The 20,892-nt window shown below is 56.1% G+C and carries 21 protein-coding genes; 15 read left to right on the top strand and 6 right to left on the bottom strand.

All coding sequences use genetic code 11. From position 1 onward, the window contains the following. Positions 1-30: 30 nt before the first annotated feature. The 6 genes from PGS10_RS01535 to PGS10_RS01510 all read left to right on the top strand — a co-directional run bounded on the left by PGS10_RS01535 (position 31) and on the right by PGS10_RS01510 (position 5,652). Positions 31-2,571 carry a DUF2169 family type VI secretion system accessory protein gene (locus PGS10_RS01535; protein WP_316422293.1) on the top strand — a complete coding sequence of 847 codons (2,541 nt, stop codon included), beginning with the start codon at positions 31-33 and terminating at the stop codon, positions 2,569-2,571. Further along, positions 2,568-3,638 carry a pentapeptide repeat-containing protein gene (locus PGS10_RS01530; RefSeq protein WP_316422292.1) on the top strand — a complete coding sequence of 357 codons (1,071 nt, stop codon included), beginning with the start codon at positions 2,568-2,570 and terminating at the stop codon, positions 3,636-3,638. The genes PGS10_RS01535 and PGS10_RS01530 overlap by 4 nt, the downstream gene beginning before the upstream one ends. An 11-nt stretch (positions 3,639-3,649) precedes the next feature. Next, positions 3,650-4,255 carry a DUF3540 domain-containing protein gene (locus tag PGS10_RS01525; protein ID WP_316422291.1) on the top strand — a complete coding sequence of 202 codons (606 nt, stop codon included), beginning with the start codon at positions 3,650-3,652 and terminating at the stop codon, positions 4,253-4,255. Between the two features lie 10 nt (positions 4,256-4,265). Next, a complete protein-coding gene (locus PGS10_RS01520; protein ID WP_015366584.1) occupies positions 4,266-4,658 on the top strand; it encodes a DUF4150 domain-containing protein in 393 nt (130 codons plus the stop codon). A gap of 74 nt (positions 4,659-4,732) precedes the next feature. Continuing rightward, positions 4,733-5,065 (top strand): thioredoxin family protein, encoded by a 333-nt coding sequence (locus tag PGS10_RS01515; RefSeq protein ID WP_047079168.1) that lies wholly within the window; start codon positions 4,733-4,735, stop codon positions 5,063-5,065. Further along, positions 5,065-5,652, top strand: coding sequence for a hypothetical protein (locus PGS10_RS01510; RefSeq protein ID WP_316422290.1), 588 nt, complete (start codon positions 5,065-5,067; stop codon positions 5,650-5,652). Before PGS10_RS01515 ends, PGS10_RS01510 begins: the two co-directional genes overlap by 1 nt. 57 nt (positions 5,653-5,709) lie before the next feature. Here the strand turns inward: PGS10_RS01510 and ivy are convergent, their stop codons facing one another. Next, positions 5,710-6,159, bottom strand: a complete 450-nt coding sequence (gene ivy, locus PGS10_RS01505; RefSeq protein WP_316422289.1) for an Ivy family C-type lysozyme inhibitor — start codon at positions 6,157-6,159, stop codon at positions 5,710-5,712. Between the two features lie 224 nt (positions 6,160-6,383). On the opposite strand from ivy, the gene PGS10_RS01495 reads away from it, so the two are divergent. Further along, positions 6,384-7,643 (top strand): mechanosensitive ion channel family protein, encoded by a 1,260-nt coding sequence (locus PGS10_RS01495; RefSeq protein ID WP_410477084.1) that lies wholly within the window; start codon positions 6,384-6,386, stop codon positions 7,641-7,643. 40 nt (positions 7,644-7,683) lie between these two features. After that, the gene (locus PGS10_RS01490) at positions 7,684-8,289 is read left to right on the top strand and encodes a hypothetical protein (protein ID WP_316422287.1); all 606 of its coding nucleotides are present in this window, start codon (positions 7,684-7,686) and stop codon (positions 8,287-8,289) included. 41 nt (positions 8,290-8,330) lie between these two features. Here PGS10_RS01490 and PGS10_RS01485 read toward each other — a convergent pair whose 3' ends face one another. Continuing rightward, complete coding sequence (locus PGS10_RS01485) at positions 8,331-9,299, bottom strand: PDR/VanB family oxidoreductase (protein ID WP_316422429.1); 969 nt, start codon at positions 9,297-9,299, stop codon at positions 8,331-8,333. A 15-nt stretch (positions 9,300-9,314) separates the two neighbouring features. Beyond that, positions 9,315-10,352: a molybdenum cofactor-independent xanthine hydroxylase subunit HpxD gene (gene hpxD / locus PGS10_RS01480; protein WP_316422286.1), complete on the bottom strand. Its 1,038-nt coding sequence runs from the start codon at positions 10,350-10,352 to the stop codon at positions 9,315-9,317. A gap of 125 nt (positions 10,353-10,477) precedes the next feature. Here hpxD and hpxR point away from each other — a divergent pair, with 125 nt between their 5' ends. Next, complete coding sequence (gene hpxR, locus PGS10_RS01475) at positions 10,478-11,413, top strand: LysR family hpxDE operon transcriptional regulator HpxR (RefSeq protein WP_316422285.1); 936 nt, start codon at positions 10,478-10,480, stop codon at positions 11,411-11,413. Here hpxR and hpxO read toward each other — a convergent pair. Then, positions 11,392-12,546 (bottom strand): FAD-dependent urate hydroxylase HpxO, encoded by a 1,155-nt coding sequence (hpxO, locus tag PGS10_RS01470; protein WP_316422284.1) that lies wholly within the window; start codon positions 12,544-12,546, stop codon positions 11,392-11,394. The genes hpxR and hpxO overlap by 22 nt on opposite strands. Positions 12,547-12,905: 359 nt before the next feature. Between hpxO and PGS10_RS01465 the strand changes: the two genes are divergently transcribed. From PGS10_RS01465 to uraH, 3 genes are read left to right on the top strand one after another with little or no spacing between them, the layout of a single operon-like run. Continuing rightward, positions 12,906-14,288: a nucleobase:cation symporter-2 family protein gene (locus PGS10_RS01465; RefSeq protein WP_316422283.1), complete on the top strand. Its 1,383-nt coding sequence runs from the start codon at positions 12,906-12,908 to the stop codon at positions 14,286-14,288. Then, on the top strand, positions 14,266-14,766 hold the full coding sequence (gene uraD, locus PGS10_RS01460) for a 2-oxo-4-hydroxy-4-carboxy-5-ureidoimidazoline decarboxylase (protein WP_047056833.1): 501 nt from the start codon (positions 14,266-14,268) through the stop codon (positions 14,764-14,766). The genes PGS10_RS01465 and uraD overlap by 23 nt, the downstream gene beginning before the upstream one ends. After that, positions 14,763-15,089 (top strand): hydroxyisourate hydrolase, encoded by a 327-nt coding sequence (gene uraH / locus PGS10_RS01455; RefSeq protein WP_047048387.1) that lies wholly within the window; start codon positions 14,763-14,765, stop codon positions 15,087-15,089. Before uraD ends, uraH begins: the two co-directional genes overlap by 4 nt. Before the next feature lie 43 nt (positions 15,090-15,132). Here uraH and guaD read toward each other — a convergent pair whose 3' ends face one another. Beyond that, positions 15,133-16,446 carry a guanine deaminase gene (gene guaD / locus PGS10_RS01450; RefSeq protein WP_316422282.1) on the bottom strand — a complete coding sequence of 438 codons (1,314 nt, stop codon included), beginning with the start codon at positions 16,444-16,446 and terminating at the stop codon, positions 15,133-15,135. Positions 16,447-16,541: 95 nt separating this feature from the next. Then, a complete protein-coding gene (locus tag PGS10_RS01445) occupies positions 16,542-18,038 on the bottom strand; it encodes an NCS1 family nucleobase:cation symporter-1 (protein WP_045394361.1) in 1,497 nt (498 codons plus the stop codon). 143 nt (positions 18,039-18,181) lie between these two features. Between PGS10_RS01445 and PGS10_RS01440 the strand changes: the two genes are divergently transcribed. From PGS10_RS01440 to puuE, 3 genes are read left to right on the top strand one after another with little or no spacing between them, the layout of a single operon-like run. Next, positions 18,182-18,898 (top strand): GntR family transcriptional regulator, encoded by a 717-nt coding sequence (locus PGS10_RS01440; protein ID WP_015705421.1) that lies wholly within the window; start codon positions 18,182-18,184, stop codon positions 18,896-18,898. Then, positions 18,898-19,638: an allantoin racemase gene (gene hpxA, locus PGS10_RS01435; protein ID WP_063415306.1), complete on the top strand. Its 741-nt coding sequence runs from the start codon at positions 18,898-18,900 to the stop codon at positions 19,636-19,638. The genes PGS10_RS01440 and hpxA overlap by 1 nt, the downstream gene beginning before the upstream one ends. Before the next feature lie 15 nt (positions 19,639-19,653). Continuing rightward, positions 19,654-20,586 (top strand): allantoinase PuuE, encoded by a 933-nt coding sequence (puuE, locus tag PGS10_RS01430; protein WP_316422281.1) that lies wholly within the window; start codon positions 19,654-19,656, stop codon positions 20,584-20,586. The last annotated feature ends 306 nt before the right edge of the window (positions 20,587-20,892 follow it).

The raw sequence follows: 20,892 nt of genomic DNA, 5'->3' as shown, positions 1-20,892 counted from the left end.
TGATTACACAGCAACGTACAAAGACCTCCTATGAAAATCATTAAACCCTTACGCCTGAGCGTACTGAACCGGCCATTCCGCTGGCAGGGCAAAAATTATCTTGGCGTTTCGGTGCTGGCGTTGGCGGATATGGGGCCAAACCCGCAGCTGCGCCCCGAGATGGAACTGTGGCAGCTTGCCGCCGACGAACTGCAAACCAGCGGCGGCGTGGTGGATATGGCCATCCCTAAAGTCCGCGCCGAATTTCTTGCCACCGGTTTTGCCTATACCCATCATCAGCAGGAAAAAAGCGCCTGCGTGGCGCGCATCGATATCGACAAACTGAGTAAGTCGTTGGTGGTGTTCGGCGATCGCGAGTGGACGGGGCAACGTATGACCCGACCGCAGCCGTTCAGCGAAATGCGCCTCGACTGGAGCCGCGCCTTTGGCGGCGGTGATTATGCCGACAACCCGCACGGTCTTGGTGTCGCGCCGGTAAAACAGCAGGGGCGCGAGCATCATCCTCTGCCGAATATTGAACCACTGGAGGGAAGAGTAAGCTCGCCGCAGCAGAAACCGCAGCCGGCAAGTTTTGGCCCGTTGGATATTCAGTGGCCGCGGCGCTTTAGCCGAATGGGCAAAAAATATGATGCCAGTTGGCTACAACAGGAGTTTCCCGGTTTTGCCCGCGATATTGACTGGAAAGTCTTTAACGCCGCCAGTTCGGATCAATGGTGGGAGGATCGGGATACCTTGCCGCCAGGGGCGAAATGGCGGATCTGGAATATGCATCCTGAGAAATCAATGCAGGAGGGCCAGTTGCCGCCGTGGCAGGCTCGCTGTTTTATTCATCGCCAGCGCGCGGATGAAACGCTATTCGAAGAAATTGCCTTACGCGCCACCACGGTATGGTTCTTTCCCCATCGGGAACAGATGATGCTTATCTGGCAGGGGCACATTCGTATCAATGAAGACGATGCCGCCGACGTCCTGCAGCTGATCCCGGCGCTGGAAAAAGAGGGCGCCGCCCGTTCGCTTAATCACTATCGCAAGGTACTGGCCCAGCGAATGGATAAAGAGAAGGGCGCGCTCTTCTCCTTTCGCGAAAAGGATCTCATACCGGAAGAGACCATCGGCCCGTGGATCGACAATGAAATTGAACAGTCGCCGAGTCCGCAGCAGGAGAATATGAAAAACCGCGCTCGTCTGCTGCGTGAACAGCACCGCGCCGCCATTGAAGCCAGCGGCGGTGATATCGATAGCCTGTTGGCGGATATCGACGAGCCCACGTTGCCTAAGCTTGAAGACCTGCCGGAGTTTATCGCCGACATGGAGCGTCAGGCGCAGGAAATGGAGAATGATGCGCAACAGCGCAAACGTGAGATGGAGGCGCAATATCCGCAGTTGAATAACGATGAAAACCAACCGCGCGGCCCCGAATCCATGCACCGGATGCAGGAGATGCTGCATCAGCACCAGCAGGAACTGAGCGAGAAGAAGCGTGCGCAAACGCGCGAGGCGCTACATCAGATGTACCTGGCCGCGGTGCAGCATCAGCCGCCGGCGGTCCGGCTGAAGGGCGATCTGGCGATGATCCTGCGCCAACGCGCCGAGCGTACCATGGCGCAGGGCGGCAATTTTAGCGGGATGGATCTGAGCGGCGTTGATTTTTCCGGCATGGATTTTCGCGGCGCCAATTTTGAAAAGGCGTTACTGGAATGCGCGGACCTTAGCCACTGTCAGCTGGATAACGCCTCTTTTCAGGGGGCCGTGCTGGCCAGAACGGAGCTACAGCATTCGTCGCTGCGTAACTGTGATTTTAGCGGCGCCAGCCTGGTACTGGCGGAGTGCCATCAAAGCGACTTCACCGGCGCCCGCTTTGAAGATAGTCAGCTACAGAACGCGCTGTTTGCGCAATGCATTTTCGATAACGCGACGCTAAAAACGCTGATCCTTCGGGAAATCAGCCTGATTGACTGCCGTTTTCAGCGCGCCGAGCTGGATGGCTGCGTCTTTATGGAACTGACGCTGGCACAACCTGATTTCAGCCACGCGCGGCTGCACAAATGCTCGTTTTTACAATCTGAACTGGAGCATGCCATTTTCCATCAGGCGACGCTGGAAAGCTGTTCGCTGGTGCAGACCATCGCGGAGCGCGCTGATTTTAGCGCTGCAACATGGCTAGCCAGCGCTGCGGTGTCGGAAAGCTCACTTATCGGCGCCGACTTCAGCCACGCTACGCTGCAGCAGAGCAATTTGCGCCAGACGCCATTACAGGGCGCGCGCTTTGCGCTGGCAAAAATCGAAAACAGCGATCTGAGTGAGGCTGATTGTCGCGATGCCAGCTTTGTACGGGCGAATCTGGTCGGCAGTCTGTTTGTTCGCACCGATTTTCGCGAGGCTGATTTTACCGACGCCAACCTGATGGGCGCGCTGCTGCAAAAAAGCCAGCTTGCCGGGGCCAATTTCGAAGGCGCCAATCTGTTCCGCGCCGATCTTTCACAATCCTTTACCAGTAAAACCACGCGGCTGGACGGCGCATGGACCAAACGCATTAAAACCCTGCCGAAGCGCGATGGAGAAGTGATATGACGATACTGAGCCCGGAGGAGATCGTTCAGCGCATCAAAAACGGCGAGCCACTCAATGAAATATCGCTGGATGGTATCAACCTGCAGGGCTGCGATCTCTCCGGCGGACTGTTTCAGGAGGTGTCGCTACGCGGCGCTAATCTGCAAAATGCCAATCTGCATGAAGCCCTGTTTACCGAGTGCCAGCTGCAGAACCTGCAGCTGCAAGGCGCCCAACTTAAGCAGACGACCTTCAATCAGTGTGAAATGGCCCATCTTCAGGCCGCTGAAACCACGCTTGATAGTTGCGTGTTTAATCAGTGCGACCTGCAAGAGAGCGATTTCTCGGCGACGACGCTGCAAAGCAGCCAGTTTATGCGTTGCCAGATGAGCAGGAGCCGTTTTAGCGGTTCAACGCTGGAACGCAGCGTGTTTTATGAGGCTGACCTGACTCACGCCAGCTTTGCGCAAAGCCGCGGTCTGTTGACCACCTTTTACCATATTGATTTGCGGGACACCGCACTGGACGGAATGCAGTGCGACCGGCTGGTGTTTTTCCAGTGCGATCAGCGCGGCAAAGACTATTCAAGGCAGGGCTTTACCGGCTGCCAGTTCACCGATTGTCCGCTGGACGGCGCGAAGTTTAACGGCGCCCAGCTAACCCAGTGCAATTTCAAAGGCGCGTCATTGCGTGAAGCAGAGCTCAATCAGGTGAACGCCAGCCAGGCGCTGTTTATGGAGGCCGATCTGCGCGGCGCCCAGTGTCGCGGCAGCCGGTTCGACCAGGCGATATTTGTCGGCGCGATCCTGGAGCAGGCCGACTTTAGCCAGAGCAGGTTGTTCCAGAGCGTTTTACAGCGGGTTCAGGCCGCTGGGGCGCGATTCGCGCTCTGCGATCTGACGTGGAGTGATTTTTCCGCCGCCGACCTGCGCCAGGCGGATCTGCGCGGCGCGACCTTTTGCCGCACCCGGCTGCATCGCGCCCGCCAGGACGAAGCGCTGTTTACCGGCCGTCAGGGGATTCTGGAATACGATGAAGAGTTATTAACCGCTGAGGCGTGGAGCGCCCAGCGCCACAGCCGTTGTTAAGGAGACAACAGATGACAACTATTAATCACAAACTGGCCCAGGCGGCGATGCCGCCGGCGCAGGCTTCCGGCACGGTGACCCATTGCTTTGCCGACGGTAGCGTGACCGTCGAGAGCGAAGGGCGCGGCTGGCACTGTCGGCGAGCGGTCAGCTGTCTGATCGCGCCGCAGGCTGGCGATCGCGTACTCATCAGCAGCGTGGACAACCAGATCTGGCTGTTAGCGGTGCTGGAGCGTGATGAAAGCCGCCAGGCGGAGCTCAGCGTACCGGGTGACCTGCATATTCAAAGTCAGGGGGAACTCAGCCTCAGCGGTCAGCGCCTGTGCGTCAATGCCGCGCAGGGGGACTGCCATATCAGCGAGATGAACTACAGCGGCGATAAGCTCTCGGCATGGGTGACACTGTCACGTATTGTCGGCAAGCGCGCCGAATCGGTCTGGCAAACGGTGACGCAAATTAGCCACAATCTGCTGCGCACCACCCGGCAGACCGAGCAGGTGCGCGCCGGGCAGTTGGATATGAAAGCGGATGATTATGCCCGCCTGCATGCGCACAATACGGTCATCACCTCAAAAGCGATCACCAAAGTCGATTCAGAACAGATCCACATGGGCTAAGGAGCTAATCATGTTTGCCAACTGCCAGCTATTCGGTGTCGATTTAGCCTTCCCCGACGTCTGTCTGACGCCGATGCCGGCGCCAACACCGATTCCCTATCCGGACATCGCGCTGGGGCCGACGGCGATCCCTAACGCGCTCAATATTCTGTTTATGGGCATGCCCGCGCATAATATGGCGACGGTGACGCCGCTCACCAACGGCGATAACCCCGGCGTGGCGACCGGGGTGGCGTCAGGTACGGTGATGGGGCCATCGCGTCATCTGACCGGCGCATTTACCGTGCTGCTGAAAGGCACGCCGGCGACGCGTCTAACCAGCGTTAGCCTGCAAAATTCAACAAATGCGGTCGGTATGCGCATCGTACCCAGCCAGTTCAAGGTATTGATGCTGGCGCCGTAAGCTGTCGGCTATGCGAGAAAACGATTACAATCGCTCAACTGAATCACTTTTTGTGCAGAGTTATAAGGGTCAAAATGAATCCGAGCGTCATTCAGTGGAATGAAGACAATTTCTCGCAAGTTGAACGCTATAACGGCGTGGCTGTTGTGCGTTTTCATGCGCCGTGGTGCGGCCCTTGTCAAAGCAGCGAAAGTCTTTTTCTCCAGGCGGCCGACCGGCTACCGTCTGATGTTTTAGTCGGTACAGTAAATGTTGTTCAGGCTCCGGTGCTGGCGGCGAAATATAGCGTCTGGGGGTTACCCAATACGCTTGTTTTCCGCGATGGTCAGGTGGTGGAGCGTCTCAGCGGCCCACAAACATTCAGCACTATTTTTGCAGCAATAATTCGCGCCCAGGCCCTCATCTGATGTCGATAGTTTCTCCGATAGTGGGGCCCGTCTTCTACGATCTCCTGCAGCATGGTCGGGAGATAGACCGCGCTATTGCGCGCCGGGACGCCAGCTTGCTGAATCACTCCACGCCAGGACTTGAACGCTACTTTTCGCGTCCACCAGGCGAACTTCCCCGGCAAAACCCATTTCCGGTCGCCGCGCTATTCCCACTGTTCTTAGTGGCTTTTGCATTCAACTTGCTACCATTTTTGCAGACGCTCCCGCCATTCTCGGCACCGATACGGGTAGCGAGTTTTTTTGTACCGGCGCTGGTGATAATATTTTTTCTGTTAACCAGCGGCGTGTTGCTGGCTCGCGGTTATACCCTCGGGCTGAAGGGATTTCTGGCGCTATTTCTTATCCTCTCAGCGTCAACGGTGGTGCAAGCATTGCGAGCGATGGTTAGCGCAGGTGAAAGTCTCTGGCCGCTGGCGTTCGCCGCGCTGGCATTACTGTGTTGCCGGCTAATATTTAACCGCCAGGGATTCGTGCTGTTCGCGATTTATTGTCGTAGCCAGCGGTTGGCTCTTCTCGCGGGCACACTACGCCGGCAGCGTAAATAGAGAGCGGCGAAGACGGTGAGCACCCCCTGACTATCAACGGATAGCCAGGGGTTTTGTTTATTGCGGGTAGTTAAACGCGTCAGGATGGTTTTCAAGGCTGCCGCTCAGCGCGGCAAACAGCACGGTTTTGCCATCAATCGACAGCTCATCGCTGACGTTAAGCCAGGTCAGTTTTTCCTGCGATGTTTTCTCATCTACCACCGAGAAGACGCCCGACATCTGTTTGGATTTTTCCGACCAGATCACGGCGATACGTTCACTACCACAATCGTGTGGTTTACAGGCGCTTAATACCTGCCAGGATTCAGATCCCAGTTTCACGGTTTGTGCCGGGGATCCGGTACCACCGCTGTTAACCCAGGCCGGGAGTTTATGGCCTTTAACCATCTGGCTGAACGACGCTTTGGTCGCATTATCTTTGGCAAGTGAAGTCAGCGTGACATCACTTTGCGCCATGACGCTGGCGGATGCAGTGAGTGCGACGACGGCGGCAAGTGCTTTGAACATGTTTCCTCCTGGAGTTGATATGTCCTCATTTCGGGCCCCTTAATAGTGGGCGCAGAGCATCATTAATGCAAATGAACATATTTATACAATGAATGTGATCCCCCGCTCAAAGCGTGGACTTATGCGGCTTTGACATGTCATGATGCACATTGGTTAAATTTTTGTATTAATAGTTGATAGTGAATGGCTAATACAAAAGGGCATATTAATTCAGGCGATAACGCATGGCGTATTTGAATCATCTGTTGACGTTTATTGAAAGTAATCCGGCTCTGGCGATCGGCTTTAACCTTATTCTGCTGGTCGTCTCCGGCATCTTTGCCCATCTTTTGTGCAAGTTTTTGCTGATTAAAGTGATACGCAAGGTGTTCTTCGCCAGCCATAAACAGGACGTGCCGCTGGAAAAAGACCGCCGTATCGCCGAGAAACTGTCAAACTTCATTCCGGTTATTATCGTCTACTACGTTCTGCAGTTTATGCCCAATATGCCGGCATCGCTGGTAACGGCGATTAATACCATCTGCGGAATTTTGTTTTTTATTTTTCTGTCGATCTTCTTCAACGAAATGCTGGATATCGTCAATAGCTCTTATCTGCGTAAGACCAAACGTAAAAACCACTCCATCAAAGGCTATATCCAGATAGGTAAAATCTTAGTTCACATTCTGGCCGCGATTATGATCCTCGCCGTGATGTCGAATAAATCACCGGTGATTATCATTTCCAGCCTCGGCGCCGTCGCGGCGGTGCTGATGTTAGTGTTTCAACATACCTTGCTGTCGCTGGTGGCCAACGTCCAGCTATCGTCCAACGATGTCCTGCAACTGGGCGACTGGATCGAAATGCCCGACAAGAACCTGAGCGGGGAAGTGACGGATATCGCGCTGCATACCATTACTATCCGTAACTGGGACAACACCATTTCGCGTATTCCGACCAAGAATTTCCTCACAGAAACGTATACCAACTGGCAGGCGATGTTCTCGTCCGGCGCACGGCGGATCATGCGTAGCATTAATATCGATCAGCACTCGGTAACCTTCCTGAATCAGGAGATGTTAACCCCGATGCTGGCAATCCGCGGGGTGAGTGAGCCGCTCAGTAAATTACTGGATGGTCGGGATCCGGGCGGCGTCGCGGATCGCTGGTTTATTGATAACGGGTTGACTAACCTGACGCTGTTTCGCCATTACCTGATGAGCTATCTCGCCGAACGGCCAGATATCATTAAAGATATGTACATCGTGGCGCGGACGTTAAAACCATCGCCGTCCGGGCTGCCGCTGGAAATCTACTGTTTTACCTCCTCGACGCTATGGATGGATTACGAGAACACGCAATCCGCTATTTTTGAATACATTACCGCCGTGGCCGGGCAGTTTTCACTGCGTCTTTACCAGTATCCCGCCGGGCATGATTTCTGGCGCTTATCGCAGGAAAACAGTTTACGGACGACGATACCGCCGTCGACAGAAGGGCCATAATTGGCGCGTATATCCATCTCGACAACAGGATGTTCAGAGGATGCTGAAGTTCATTAAATACAGTTTGCTGCTCAGTGCGGTCGTCAGGGACAGAATAAAAACCCACGATCCGCAGCAGCTTAAAAAGCTTAAAGACAGATTAAAAGACCGGATGGGTATTCCGGTCGGCTGGCATATGTCAGGAATACCGCTGATAGGGGCAATGATTCTGAGCATGTTCGCTTTTGCCCTGGCTCAACCTTATCTCTGCCTGACGATGTTCGAACTATTTGGGCTGCCGCAGTATGCCGTGATGGCGGCGATTGTGCCTGTATCGCTAATTTATAGTCTGGTAATGGTTCTGGCGATGTACTTCGTTGCCAGAGGCAATTTTCTGGCGCTTAAATTATCACTGGCTTTGATGGTTTTTAGTAGTCTGGTTGCGAGTGTTTATTTTCTTTCTGTTTGCCTCGGGGCATTATTCGGCGCCGGACTCAAACTGGGATTTCTCATCAGCGCCGTGCTGGGACTATTATTCATTTTCGGCTGTATCCGATGCATAAATAGCCAGACTTTTTACCGTGCAAACGCCCTTTATTTACATAACAGGGTCTGGCGAAAACAGCTTAATATTCAGCGCCAAATGCTGCGCCGCGCTTCACGTTAGAAAAGGGCGGCAACAACCGGCAGTTTTCGCCTGGCCTTATTTTATAAATCAATGAGCAGATTCGTGCTGCGGCTGCGGGAACAGCACAGCGCGACATGCTGCACGATGGCGCATTTTTCTGCTGCTGACTGCACCGTATCACGATGGTCCACCTCTCCCTCAACCACCCTGGTCAGACAGGCGCCGCAAATTCCCATCTCACAAGAGAGCGGCACTGCCACACCATTTTCCTGCAATACCTGCGCGATGGTTTGATTGGCGGCAATGGGCCAGCATTGGCCAGAAGAGGCGAGCGTCACCGTAAACGTCTCTTCTGGCCGGGCGTCGTTCGCGGGCATTGACGCCTGAAATGCCTCTTCATGGATCTGCTCAGCCTGCCAGCCTTGTATTGCCGCCGCCTGGCGCGCGGCGGCAATAAATCCCGCCGGACCACACACGTAAAGCCGATCCTCACGGTGAGGAACGCTCAATCTGCCAGCCAGATTTTCTCGCGGGCTCCCGCCTTCAGCGGAGCTATAAATCCTCACGTTTTCTGGCGCCAGCTTGCGGGCAATCGCGGCTAGCAGGGCGCCGTTTTCAAGGCGTTTGAGGTAATACTGTAAGGTAAACGGATTTCCCTGCGCCGCTAACGCCCGCGCCATGCTATACAGCGGCGTAATGCCAATCCCGGCGGCCAGTAGTGTGACGTGTCGCGCCGTCTGCAGGGCAAACTGATTTCTCGGCGGTGATATCATCAGCCTCTGACCCGGTCGCAGCGTCTCATGGATGTAGCGCGAACCGCCGCGCGATTCTGCCGCTCTCGCCACGTAAATCAGATAACGCTCCAGCCTGCTGTGGCTGCCGGTGAGTGAATACTGACGGGTTACGCCGCTCGCCAGATGCAGATCGATATGGGCGCCGGGCTGCCATGCGGGTAATGGACCGCCGTCAGCCGTCACCAGCCTGACCGCCAGATTATGTTCGCCTTCGCGCCAGAGACCATCGACAACCACCTCAATCAGAGTACTCATCATATAACTCCTTGCTCAGACCAGGAAAAATTCACCGAAACCCAGCCGCTTCAAGCCGCGACGGTAGGCAATTGAGCTACGGTCGGCAGGAATATGTGCTTCCAGGGTAAGATCCAGAGGTAGCGTCTCCGGACGCTGGCTCTCTACCATCAGCCGGTCTTCTTCAAACACGCGAAGGTTGAAGGCGTAGACTTCCTCCACCGGCACATGCAGGTCGAAATTGCGGGCGATAGGGGCAAACATTCGCGTGATCCGTGATGAGACGGGAGAGGCGGCATTCATAATTACCAGCCGGGCTTCGCCGGGGAAATGAATCGTCAGGGTGGCGGTAAAGGGCAAATGCATCTCAAAGCGACGCAGCCATTGAAAACCCTCTGGAGCACGGTAGCCGGCGCTTGCCGGATAATTGCCGACCGTACTCCAGTAGTCGACGACAAACCCATTTTCCGTTTCCTCAGGCAGGTAGTCAGGAACCTGTTGATTATCCGCATCGGCGAAGGTGTCGGTATGGATCCACGCAAAATGCGCCACATCAAGAAACCCTTCAACCTGACGGCCTGCGAAGCCATTGACCTCAAAAGCCGGGCAGGTCAGTTGCTGAAATCCGTCGTCTGCCCAGTGCGGCATAGTCGGTAACTGCAGGGGATTGTCAGCATCATAATCGAGACAGACCCACACCAGACCATAGCGCTCTTCCGCCGCGTAGCTGGTCAGATTTAATTTCGCCGGTATCGGCTGATTTGGACTGGAGGGGATTCGGTTACAGCGGCCATCTTCCCCAAAGCGCAGGCCGTGATAAGGGCAAATGATACCTTCTTCGTCATGAAAGCCTAACGTCAATGGTACCCCGCGATGGGGGCAGGCGTCGCGGGCGACCACTACGCGTTCGTGCAGGCGATAGATTACCAGCTTTTCATCCAGCAGGGTGGCCTTCACCGGTTGCGGGCCGATATCCGCGCTACGCGCCACCGGATGCCAGCATTTTGCCAGCCGCAGCCAGTCCTGGGGTTCAAAGGTGCAATGCGCGGGGGGCGTGAGCGGTTGTCTGTTCATCGTTTTGCTTCCTGATGGCTAAAGTGATTGTTTAATTGTTGTGAGTTAATTGTTGCCATAGTAGGGTGTTGACATCCATCAGCATTAATTCAGCTACTCGTTGCAAAAATCAGTACAGGTAACCAATGAGTCCTTTCTCACGCTTTGCTCGCTATTTTATGGAAGTGGCCCGCAGCGGCAGCCTGCGTCGGGCGGCGGAAAAACTGCATATTTCGGCTTCGGCGATTAACCGCCAGATACTGCAGGCTGAAGCGTCCTTCGGCACGCCGCTGTTTGAACGGCTGCCGGAAGGTTTGCGGATGACCACCGCAGGCGAGTTGCTGTACGACAATCTGCTGCGCTGGCAAAAAGAGTTTCGCGTAACCCAACAGAAATTTGATGAACTGCAGGGGCTAAAATGCGGAACGGTGAATGTCGGTATGGTGCAGGCGCTAGCCGAAGGGAGCTTTGCCGCGGCGCTGGCAGAGATTATCAACCAGTGCGAGTGGCTGGAACTGATGTTGCAGGTCGCCGATAGCCAGAGCATCAGCGACAGAGTGCGTCAGGCCGATGTCGATTTTGGTCTGATCCTCGATCCTGAAGGTCAGGCGGGTCTCAACGTACTGGCGTTTATTGAAATGGAAGTCGGGGTGGTACTGCATCCGCACCATCCTTTTGCCGCTGCGCCCGCGATTTCGCTGGGGGAACTTAGCGATGAACGGCATATTATTCCCGGCGCGCCGTTAATAGTGCATGACCGAGTGGCAATGCTCTATCGCCATTATGATTTTTCGCCGCCCAACACCGTTAGCTGCAATGATATTCGTCTGATTAAATCGCTGGTGCTTAAAGGCGGCGGGGTGGCGGTGCTGAGCCTGCTGGACGTGCAGGACGAGGTAAACAACGGTTCGCTGGCGTTTGTGCCGCTACGTAATAAGCTGCTGCGGCCTTTGACCCTGGCGCTATGCACCGCGCCATCGCGCCAGCTATCTCGTCCGGCGCAAATGGCGATTCAAAAACTCACGCTGGTGATGGAGGAGATGCGTAGCGCTGCTCACTCTCAGCCTAATGGCCCGCCCTGAATGGTTTCGCACAAGCCATTGATAATACGCTCGCCGGTTTCCGTTTTCAGTTCCTGATACCAGGCTTTGGTTAACGCCATATCTTTACCGTGGGTGATATCACAGCGTTTACGCGCTTTGAGCACCAGGTCACGCACCCGTTCACAGCGCAATGCTTCGTACTGGCGCAGCGCGGTGACAATATCGCTGTTTTCGCGTAGTACATTCCCCAGCACGACCGCGTCCTCCATCGCCGCGCAGCCGCCCTGGCCAATATCCGGCGTGGTGCTGTGTCCGGCATCGCCCAGTAGAGCCACCTTGCCACGTACCAGCTTATCAAAAGGTTCAATATCGTGAATTTCTATCCGGTTGGTGGTCTGCGGGTCGAGGGCGGCGATAAGCTTTTGCACCGGCGGCGCCCAGCCGGTGAAGTAGCGGGTTAAATCGTCGTGCAGGGTGAGGCGATCTTCCGCTAATCCGGCCGGCAACGGCACATCGAAGAAGAAGTAGAAGCGTCCGCCCGCCACCGGCATCAGCGACACGCGTTTCCCTTCGCCAACAAACGTCGTCCACTGATCGGCGGGAGCAATGGACTCATCAATATCGACCAGACCATTCCAGTTAACGTAACCGGCATAGCGGCGTTCCGGCGTATAGCCGAGCACATATGGCCGCAGCGCCGAATGGCTGCCATCGGCGGCGATGACCACATCGCCGTGCGCCTCGCTACCATCGGTAAACCAGACGGTTACGCCGTCGGTATGCTCCTCCACGCGGGTGACCCGCTTGTCGAACTGCACCTGCTCACGCCCCCAGAAATCGAGCATCTCGCGCTGCAGTTCCGTTCGCGACACGGGCGAAGGGCGGCCCTGCGTACGTTCAACCAGCGGCGCGAGGCTGAAGCGGGTGAGCGTTTCTCCGCGTTGATACTCCTTATACGCCAGATAATGCATCGGGCCGCCGTAAGCGTCGATGATCTTGCCCATCCCCAGGCGGTTCATACACTTGACGCCGTTGGGCCAGATAGAAATCGCGGCGCCAACCGGCTTAATCTCTTTTACCGCTTCGAACACTTCGCATCCGATGCCTGCGTTACGGAGCGCCACCGCGGCGCTCAAGCCGCCGATTCCCGCGCCAATCACGATTGCTTTCATTGTCTTCCCCTTAGGTGTGTTGTTTAAGGGGTTCAGCAATTTGCGTACCAGGTAGCAGAACATACGAAATCAGCGGAAAATGGAAGGGTGATGGGCGGAGTGCGCACCAAAGAAGGGCAAAGTTGCGATAATGTTGCCTTTTTATGAATCAAAGATTTCTTTAAATGAATTCAGGAATCAAAAGTTTCATCGCCTTGCGCCAACGATCGTTACGGAACACCCACTCTTTAATGAAGCTATTTCACTGAAAAATAATAGATAAAACGATTTTTAGGTGAGTAAAGATAGAGGGAGCCAGCAATGTGGCCTGCTTTGTGCACTACATCGTCAACGCTTACCCACGACGAGACGGTGACCCCATGTCTGATGAACAGAACAGCAACCTGCTTTATGGCCTTGAGCAGCGCATCCCGCCGCTGCCGGCCTTTTTTAGCGCCTTACAGCACGTGCTGGCGGGGCTGGTCGGCATTATTACGCCGCCGCTGATTATTGGCGCCGCGCTGGGACTTGGCGAATGGCTGCCATATTTAATTAGTATGTCGCTAATAGCTTCCGGGATTGGCACCTTTCTTCAGGCTAACCGCGTCTGGGGGATCGGTGCGGGCATGATCTGTATGCAGGGCACCAGCTTCGCTTTTCTCGGCGTAGCGATTGCCGGCGGTATGTGGGTCAAAGCGCAGGGAGGCGGCCCGCAGGACATTATGGCCATGCTGTTCGGCGTCAACGTTGTTGCCGCGCTGGTACCGGTCGCCGTCAGCCGCTTTATCGAACCGCTGAAAAAACTCTTTACCCCGATTATTACCGGCAGCGTCATTGCGCTAATCGGCATCAGCCTGATAAAGGTCAGTATTATTAACTGGAGCGGCGGCGAGCACGCGAAGGATTTCGCCAGCCCTGGCAATATCGCATTGGGCGGCGTGACCTTAGGGATTATCGTGTTATTAAGCTGCGCGAAAAACCGCTGGCTGCGTTTATCGTCGGTGGTCGTCGGCATGGCGGTGGGCTGTATCGCCGCCGCGTTGAGCGGGAAATTTCATCTGGCGCCGGTCGGCGAGAGCTGGTTTCGTCTGCCGGCGATCTTTCCTTTTGGCTTTCAGTTTAATAGCGCCATCTTTTTACCGGTCGCGCTGGTGTCGCTGGTCTGCATTCTTGAAGCCGTCGGCGATTTAACCGCCAACTGCCTGATCTCAAAACAGTCCATCGATGATGCCGCGTTTCGCTCACGCCTGAAAGGCGGGATCCTCGCGGATGGTATTAGCTGCCTGATCGCCGCGGCGATCTGCGCGTTTCCCAATACCACCTTCGCGCAGAATAACGGCGTCATCCAGATGACCGGGGTCGCCAGCCGCTATGTCGGGCGTTATATCGGCGTATTGCTGATCCTGCTTGGTCTATTTCCGCCATTTGGCGAAATCCTGCGCCAGATCCCCACGCCGGTGTTAGGCGGCGCGACGATGGTCATGTTTGGCTGTGTCGTGGCGGCCGGGATCCGCATTATCACCCAGACCCCGCTAACCCGCCGCGATATGCTGATTGTGGGCCTGGCATTTGGTTTTGGCCTCGGCATTGAGGCGGTTCCCGCTTTCCTTGCCCATTTCCCGCCCATCATCGGCAATCTGTTTGGATCTGCCGCTACCAGCGGCGGGCTGGTGGCGATTGTATTGAATCTGATTATTCCGCAAGAGAAAGCCGCCATGACGGCAGCGGCAAGGAGCAATGATGATAACACTCAACCACTTTAATCAGCTGCCGCAGGCGCAAGCTCTGCGACTGCTCGAACCCTGCGTGGCGCTCCCCGCCTGGCGCGAAGCGCTGGCGCTGGGGCGACCCTATGCCACACTGACGGCCTTAACGGATCGCGCACAACAGCTGATGCAGCACTGGGGAGAGGCGGACCTGGCGCGGGCGCTCTGCGCCCACCCGCGGATCGGAGAGAAGCCGACAGGCGGGGAAGCGCATGCCGCGCTGTCTCGCCAGGAGCAGGCGGAGGTTAATGCCGACGATGCCGCTATCGCCCGGGCGCTGAAAGAAGGGAATGCCCGTTACGAAGCCCGCTTTGACCGCGTGTTTCTGATCCGCGCCAAAGGGCGCAGCGCCGCCGAGATCCTGCAGGCGCTGACCCAACGGCTGACGCATAATGATGCGCAGGAAATTGAAGCGGCACTGGAACAATTACGTGAAATCACCTTACTCAGACTGGCGGGAGTTATTAGCGCATGATCACCCTGAGCACCCATATTCTTGATATTTCCACCGGCAAGCCTGCACAAGGCGTGGCGGTCACCCTGTTATGCGAAGGGCGCAGCCTGGCATCAGGCGTGACAGACAGCAATGGCCGTCTGGGCGAGCTGGCGACGGGACAGCTGCGTCCCGGAAACTATCAGCTGGTGGCCGAACTGCAATCGTGGTTTGCGCGCGATGGCCGCCAGACCCTGTACCGACAGGCGCAGATCGATTTTATGATTACCATTGATGACAAAGACCATTTTCATCTGCCGTTTTTAATTGCCCCCGGCGGCTGGTCGACCTATCGCGGAAGTTAAATTGAGTCCGCTGCCCGGCCAGAATAAAGCGCCGGGCAGCGGTTCAGCCTTCATTACACCATACCTGTTGGCCATTGACCCAGGTCTCACTAATGTTTCGTTCATCGCCTAAGGTCATCAATACGAACAGCTGCTCATAGACATCATGACAGCGTGCGCCGCGCAGCTTTTGTAGCGGCGTCACCGCCGGGTCGATAACCACCAAATCGGCCTCTTTTCCCGACTGGAAATTACCAATTTTGTCATCCAGGCGTAACGCGTGCGCGCCGCCCAATGTCGCATGATAAAACGCTTCGCTGGCGCGCAGGCGATAGCTCTGTAGCTGCGCCACTTTATAGGCCTCGCCGAGAGTACGCAGCAGGCTGAAGGAGGTCCCGGCGCCAACATCGCTGCCGATGCCGATCCGGACCTGATGTTGCCAGCTGGCGGGCAGGCGAAATAGCCCGCTACCCAGAAACAGGTTTGACGTCGGACAGAAAGCAATTGCCGAACCGGTCTCATGCAGACACCGCCACTCTTTCTCCGCCAGATGGATCCCGTGGGCGAAGACGCTGCGCTCACCGGTCAATTGATAGTGATGATAAACATCAAGATAGTGCTCATGCTCCGGCCATAACTGCTTTACCCACGCTATTTCATTTAGGTTTTCACTCAGATGGGTATGTAGCCAGGTATCGGGAAACTCCTCCCGCAGACGCTGAACAGCTTGCAGCAGCTCCGGCGTGGAGGTGGGGGCGAAACGCGGCGTAATGGCGTAGCCCAGACGACCGCGCCGGTGCCAGCGCTGGATCAGTTCGCGGGTCTGGCGATAGCTTTGTTCGGCGGTTTCGGTTAAATACTCCGGCGTATGGCGATCCATCATCACCTTACCGGCCAGGAGGCGCATGTTCAGGCGCAACGCCTCGGTAAACAGGGCATCCACGGACGCCGGATGAAGCGTACAAAATACCAGCGCGGTGGTGGTGCCATGGCTGAGCAACTGGTTGACAAAAAAACGGGCGATATCTGCCGCGTACCGTTCATCGGCAAACTGGCTTTCCACCGGGAAGGTATAGGTGGTCAGCCATTCCAGCAGCTGTTCGCCAAAGGCGCCGATCATTTCGGTTTGAGGATAATGAATATGGGCGTCGACAAACCCCGGCAGCAGCAGTTTACCGCGCAGATCGCGATAGCCTTTCTGTGGATCGAGTAATGCTTCGCCTTCCTGCCATGGCAGTAACGCCTGAATCTTTCCGGCGTAAATAAACAGCACGCCATCATCAATATATCGCGCGTAGCGGGCGATATCGTCAGCGCTGGCGGCGGGTTGGCTAATATCAAAAAACGCACCGCGTAGCGCGGTGTGGTATTCCAGCATGTTGCCGCCTTATTTGAGTGTGGAGATATCTATTACGCAAATGTTTTGCAAATTTAATGCCAGAAGGCCGCGACAGATGCCGCGGCCGGGCGGGATTATTCTTTCTGCGCCAGCGCGCCGGGGGTAAAGCGGGCGGAGGAAGCGGCCTGCCGCTCATCGCGGGCAATCCAGCGATACAGGCTGCCGCTAAGTAGCACGCCGATGAACCAGCTAAAATTGGCCACTTCATGCAGAGCGGGAATAAAGCTGATAATCAGGCCAACCGCTACCGAGGGCAGCAGCGCGGCGATGGCCTTCGGGTTAAAGCCGTTGCGGTACCAGTATTTGCCTTTCGGAGTGTCATCGAACAGATCGTTGACCGATACCTGTCCGCGTTTAATCAAATAGAAATCAACCAGCAGAATGCCGAACAACGGTCCGATAAACGCTCCCAATACATCCAGGGTGTAGTGGATAAGCTCAGGGGAGTTAAACAGGTTCCACGGGGTGAGTAGTATCGAGCCGACGGCGGCAATCATCCCGCCGGTGCGGAAGCTGATTTTTTGTGGCGCGCAGTTGGAAAAATCAAATGCCGGCGAGACGAAGTTGGCGACAATATTAATGCCGATAGTGGCGGTGATCATGGTCAGCAAGCCGATGGCCACCGCCAGATCGTTACCCACATGGCTCACCGTTTCAATCGGGTCGGTGATCATCCGGCCAAATAAAGATTGCGTCCCGGAGACGATCACTACAGTCACCACCGAGAACAGCAGGAAGTTAAACGGCAGCCCCCAGCGGTTACCGCGGCGAATTTCGCCCATGCTTCTGGCATAACGGGAGAAATCGCCAAAATTGAGCAGCGGACCGGAGAAGTAAGAGACCACCAGCGCGGTGGCGGTGATCATCTGCCAACTTTGCTCGCCAGCGGTCAGCGTCTTACTGGCGAGGGTAAATGAGATACCGTCGAGGCCTGTCTTGTATACAATCCAGCCCGCCAGCGCCAGCATCACCACATATACCGCCGGGCCGGCGATGTCGATGAAACGCTTAATCGCGCTCATGCCGTGCCAGAACACCATCGCCTGCAACAGCCACATGGTAGCGAAACAGAGCCAGCCAAGCGATGAAAGACCCAGCAATGAGGTTTGCGTCATTGCCGCCAGCGAGGGCCAGAACTTCAGCAGCACCAGCATCAAGGCGTTCGCAGCCAGATAGGTTTGGATCCCGTACCAGGCGAAAGCAATCAGTCCGCGTATCACCGCCGGAATATTGGCGCCGAAGACGCCAAACGCCTGACGACAAATGACCGCATAGGGCACGCCGGCAATCTGGCTGGGTTTGGCCACCAGATTGGCGCAAAGCTGGACGATAACAATTCCGGCCAACAGGCAGATAAGTACCTGCCAGCTCGCCAGCCCCAGCGTAAAGAAACTCGCCGCCACCACATAGCCTCCCATGCTATGCACGTCCGACATCCAGAAAGAAAAAATGTTGTACCAGTTCCAGTTTTGCTCGCGCGTCGGCGCCAGATCCTCGTTGCAAAGACGCGGGCTGTAGCCTGATGCCGGGTCACCGGCGTTGAGCTGATGCGTGTTTTGTGTATTTGGCATGGATCCTGCTCCTCTGAAGACAAACGTTGTGCCGTTGATAGCGGAAGGCGTTGCAGGATTCAGGCCAGAATGGTTAATCTTGTATACAAAATATTTATTTTATGTATACGATTTGATATCAAAATGGAAAGTGGAGTAGACCAATGGGCAATGAAAATCCGCTGCAGGCCGCAGCCGGACTGCATGACAAGGATGAGTCTATCTACGAAGCCTTGCTGACCGCGATTGTCGAGCAACAGCTGCTGCCGGGCAGCAAATTGCCGGAAGAGGCGCTGGCGGAGGTGTTCGGCGTCAGCCGCACGGGGGTACGCAAAGCGCTGCAACGACTCGCCGCTGTGCAAATGGTGACATTAACGCCCAAACGTGGTGCACAGGTCGCCAGTCCGACGGTCGACGAGGCACGGGAAATATTCCGCACCCGCGCGCTACTGGAAGTGGCGAATCTGCCGGATGTCCTGCAACGCTGCCAGCCTCCGCATCTGGCGGCGCTGGAAGCCATTATTCAGCAGGAGCAACTAGCGCATGAGGCCTACGATGGCCCGGCGGCTATCCGCCACTCCGCTAATTTTCATATTCAGTTACAGGCCATTTCCGGCAACCAGGTACTAACGGAGATGGTCACCCGACTCAGTCAACGCTCATCGCTGGTGATTGCCGCCTGGGGCGCGCCGTGGCGGCAAGGGTGCCGCTGCGATGATCACGAGCGCCTTGTCGGCCTGCTGCGCGAAAAAGCGCTAACCGCGCTGACCGAGGCGCTCAACCATCACTTTGAACACATCGTCGCCAGTTTATGTTTTTCCCGCACGGGGGAGTCGGTTCCCGATTTCGCCCGGCTATTCGCCGGCTATAAGGAGCGGTAATGTCCACCATCTGTATACAAGTTATCAATCCCAATACCGATCCCGGTATGACGCAAACCATCGCCGAGGCGGCCCGCGCCGCGGCGTCGCCAGGAACCGATATTCTCGCGGTCTGTCCACCGGACGGCGTGCCGTCGATTGAAGGACATTTTGACGAAGCCGTCGCCGCCGTCGGCGTGCTGGAGCAGATTAAAGCCGGGCGGCGGCAGGGCGTTTCCGGCCATGTCATCGCCTGTTTTGGCGATCCGGGACTACTGGCCGCCCGTGAACTGGCCCAGGGGCCGGTTATTGGTATTGCCGAAGCGGCGATGCATATGGCGACGCTGGTCGCTACCCGCTTCTCGGTGGTCACTACCTTGCCGCGCACGCTGATTATCGCTCGCCACCTGCTACATCAATATGGATTCCATGACCATTGCGCCGGTCTGCATGCGATCGATCTACCGGTGCTGGCGCTGGAAGATGGCAGCGGCGTGGCGCAGGAAAAAGTACGCGCCCGCTGTATTCAGGCGCTACAGGAGGATGGCTGCGGCGCTATCGTGCTGGGCTGCGGCGGCATGGCGACCCTGGCGCAGCAACTGACCCGGGAACTTCAGGTACCCGTTATTGATGGCGTCAGCGCGGCGGTGAAGATGGTTGAATCTCTGGTGTCGCTCGGGCTGACAACCGGCAAGCACGGTGATTTAGCCTATCCGGAACGTAAAACGCTTAGCGGTAAATTTGCCGTGTTTAATGATTAAATGAAGGGGTGGGAGATGATACCAGCAGCAGAATCGTATCCGCGCGATTTGCGCGGCTATGCGGGAAAGCCGCCGCACGCGCAGTGGCCAAATCAGGCGCGTATCGCGGTGCAGTTTGTGCTTAATTACGAAGAGGGCGCCGAGAATCACGTCCTGCACGGCGATGCGGGTTCCGAACAGTTTCTCTCCGATATCATCGGCGCTGCCAGCTACCCCGACCGCCATATGTCAATGGACTCATTGTATGAATATGGCAGCCGCGCGGGCTTCTGGCGTATCCATCATGCCTTTCAGGAGCGGGGGGTGCCGTTGACGGTGTTTGGCGTGGCGATGGCGCTGGCGCGTCATCCGGATATCGTCGCGGCGATCAAAGCGGCCAACTATGATGTGGTCAGCCACGGGTGGCGTTGGATCCACTATCAGCATATGGCGATTGAACAGGAGCGTGACCATCTGCATAAAGCGGTGCAGGTGCTGACCGACCTGTTTGGCAAACCGCCCACCGGCTGGTATACCGGTCGCGATAGCCCTAACACCCGGCAACTGGTGGTGGAACATGGCGGATTTGATTACGACAGCGACTATTATGGCGATGATTTGCCGTTCTGGACGGAAGTGCCTTGCGCCGACGGGCAGCGTAAACCGCATCTCATCGTGCCTTACACGCTCGATGCCAACGACATGCGCTTTGCCACCGCTCAGGGGTTTAATACCTCTGAACAGTTTTATACCTATCTGAAAGACAGCTTTGATGTGCTGTACGCGGAAGGCGAAATGTCGCCGAAAATGATGTCTATCGGCATGCACTGCCGGTTGCTGGGGCGCCCCGGACGTTTCCGCGCTCTGCAACGTTTTCTCGATTACGTGCAGCAGCATGAGCGCGTGTGGATTTGTACCCGCCAGCAGATTGCCGACCACTGGCGGCAGGTACATCCGTACCAGCCATAGCAGCAGGCCCATTGCGCCGTTATTTTGTCGGGTGGCGGCTAACGCCTTACCCGACCTACGGTCCGTGCGGCCTGCCGTTAATTTATACTGCCGGTGTTGGTAGCCTCAAAATCCCCGGTGGCGCTGCCGCTTACCGGGGCTACAGCGCTTTGCGATTTGGTAGCCCGGAGAAGGCGCAACGCGCCGCGTCCGGGAAAACCCCTTAAAAAAGTAGCAAACCGATAACAGTATCTATGGTCCGTACCGTTGTGAGCTTAAGATCTCTATCTTGTAAATGGCTACTGAAACTGCGGTGTTGGTGGCCTC

The organism is Klebsiella sp. 141153, from assembly GCF_032601995.1.
GTDB lineage: Bacteria > Pseudomonadota > Gammaproteobacteria > Enterobacterales > Enterobacteriaceae > Klebsiella > Klebsiella aerogenes.
This window is presented reverse-complemented; position numbering and strand designations above follow the sequence as displayed.

What these genes read in the sequence shown, in the direction of transcription:
- puuE (WP_316422281.1), top strand. Translation starts at nt 19,654, where the DNA reads ATGATACCAGCAGCAGAATCGTATCCGCGCGATTTGCGCGGCTATGCG.
- PGS10_RS01440 (WP_015705421.1), top strand. Translation starts at nt 18,182, where the DNA reads ATGGGCAATGAAAATCCGCTGCAGGCCGCAGCCGGACTGCATGACAAG.
- PGS10_RS01445 (WP_045394361.1), bottom strand. Translation starts at nt 18,038, where the DNA reads ATGCCAAATACACAAAACACGCATCAGCTCAACGCCGGTGACCCGGCA.
- guaD (WP_316422282.1), bottom strand. Translation starts at nt 16,446, where the DNA reads ATGCTGGAATACCACACCGCGCTACGCGGTGCGTTTTTTGATATTAGC.
- PGS10_RS01485 (WP_316422429.1), bottom strand. Translation starts at nt 9,299, where the DNA reads ATGAGTACTCTGATTGAGGTGGTTGTCGATGGTCTCTGGCGCGAAGGC.
- PGS10_RS01530 (WP_316422292.1), top strand. Translation starts at nt 2,568, where the DNA reads ATGACGATACTGAGCCCGGAGGAGATCGTTCAGCGCATCAAAAACGGC.
- PGS10_RS01510 (WP_316422290.1), top strand. Translation starts at nt 5,065, where the DNA reads ATGTCGATAGTTTCTCCGATAGTGGGGCCCGTCTTCTACGATCTCCTG.
- PGS10_RS01525 (WP_316422291.1), top strand. Translation starts at nt 3,650, where the DNA reads ATGACAACTATTAATCACAAACTGGCCCAGGCGGCGATGCCGCCGGCG.
- uraH (WP_047048387.1), top strand. Translation starts at nt 14,763, where the DNA reads ATGATCACCCTGAGCACCCATATTCTTGATATTTCCACCGGCAAGCCT.
- PGS10_RS01490 (WP_316422287.1), top strand. Translation starts at nt 7,684, where the DNA reads ATGCTGAAGTTCATTAAATACAGTTTGCTGCTCAGTGCGGTCGTCAGG.
- PGS10_RS01535 (WP_316422293.1), top strand. Translation starts at nt 31, where the DNA reads ATGAAAATCATTAAACCCTTACGCCTGAGCGTACTGAACCGGCCATTC.
- hpxR (WP_316422285.1), top strand. Translation starts at nt 10,478, where the DNA reads ATGAGTCCTTTCTCACGCTTTGCTCGCTATTTTATGGAAGTGGCCCGC.
- hpxA (WP_063415306.1), top strand. Translation starts at nt 18,898, where the DNA reads ATGTCCACCATCTGTATACAAGTTATCAATCCCAATACCGATCCCGGT.
- uraD (WP_047056833.1), top strand. Translation starts at nt 14,266, where the DNA reads ATGATAACACTCAACCACTTTAATCAGCTGCCGCAGGCGCAAGCTCTG.
- PGS10_RS01495 (WP_410477084.1), top strand. Translation starts at nt 6,384, where the DNA reads ATGGCGTATTTGAATCATCTGTTGACGTTTATTGAAAGTAATCCGGCT.
- PGS10_RS01465 (WP_316422283.1), top strand. Translation starts at nt 12,906, where the DNA reads ATGTCTGATGAACAGAACAGCAACCTGCTTTATGGCCTTGAGCAGCGC.
- PGS10_RS01515 (WP_047079168.1), top strand. Translation starts at nt 4,733, where the DNA reads ATGAATCCGAGCGTCATTCAGTGGAATGAAGACAATTTCTCGCAAGTT.
- hpxD (WP_316422286.1), bottom strand. Translation starts at nt 10,352, where the DNA reads ATGAACAGACAACCGCTCACGCCCCCCGCGCATTGCACCTTTGAACCC.
- PGS10_RS01520 (WP_015366584.1), top strand. Translation starts at nt 4,266, where the DNA reads ATGTTTGCCAACTGCCAGCTATTCGGTGTCGATTTAGCCTTCCCCGAC.
- ivy (WP_316422289.1), bottom strand. Translation starts at nt 6,159, where the DNA reads ATGTTCAAAGCACTTGCCGCCGTCGTCGCACTCACTGCATCCGCCAGC.
- hpxO (WP_316422284.1), bottom strand. Translation starts at nt 12,546, where the DNA reads ATGAAAGCAATCGTGATTGGCGCGGGAATCGGCGGCTTGAGCGCCGCG.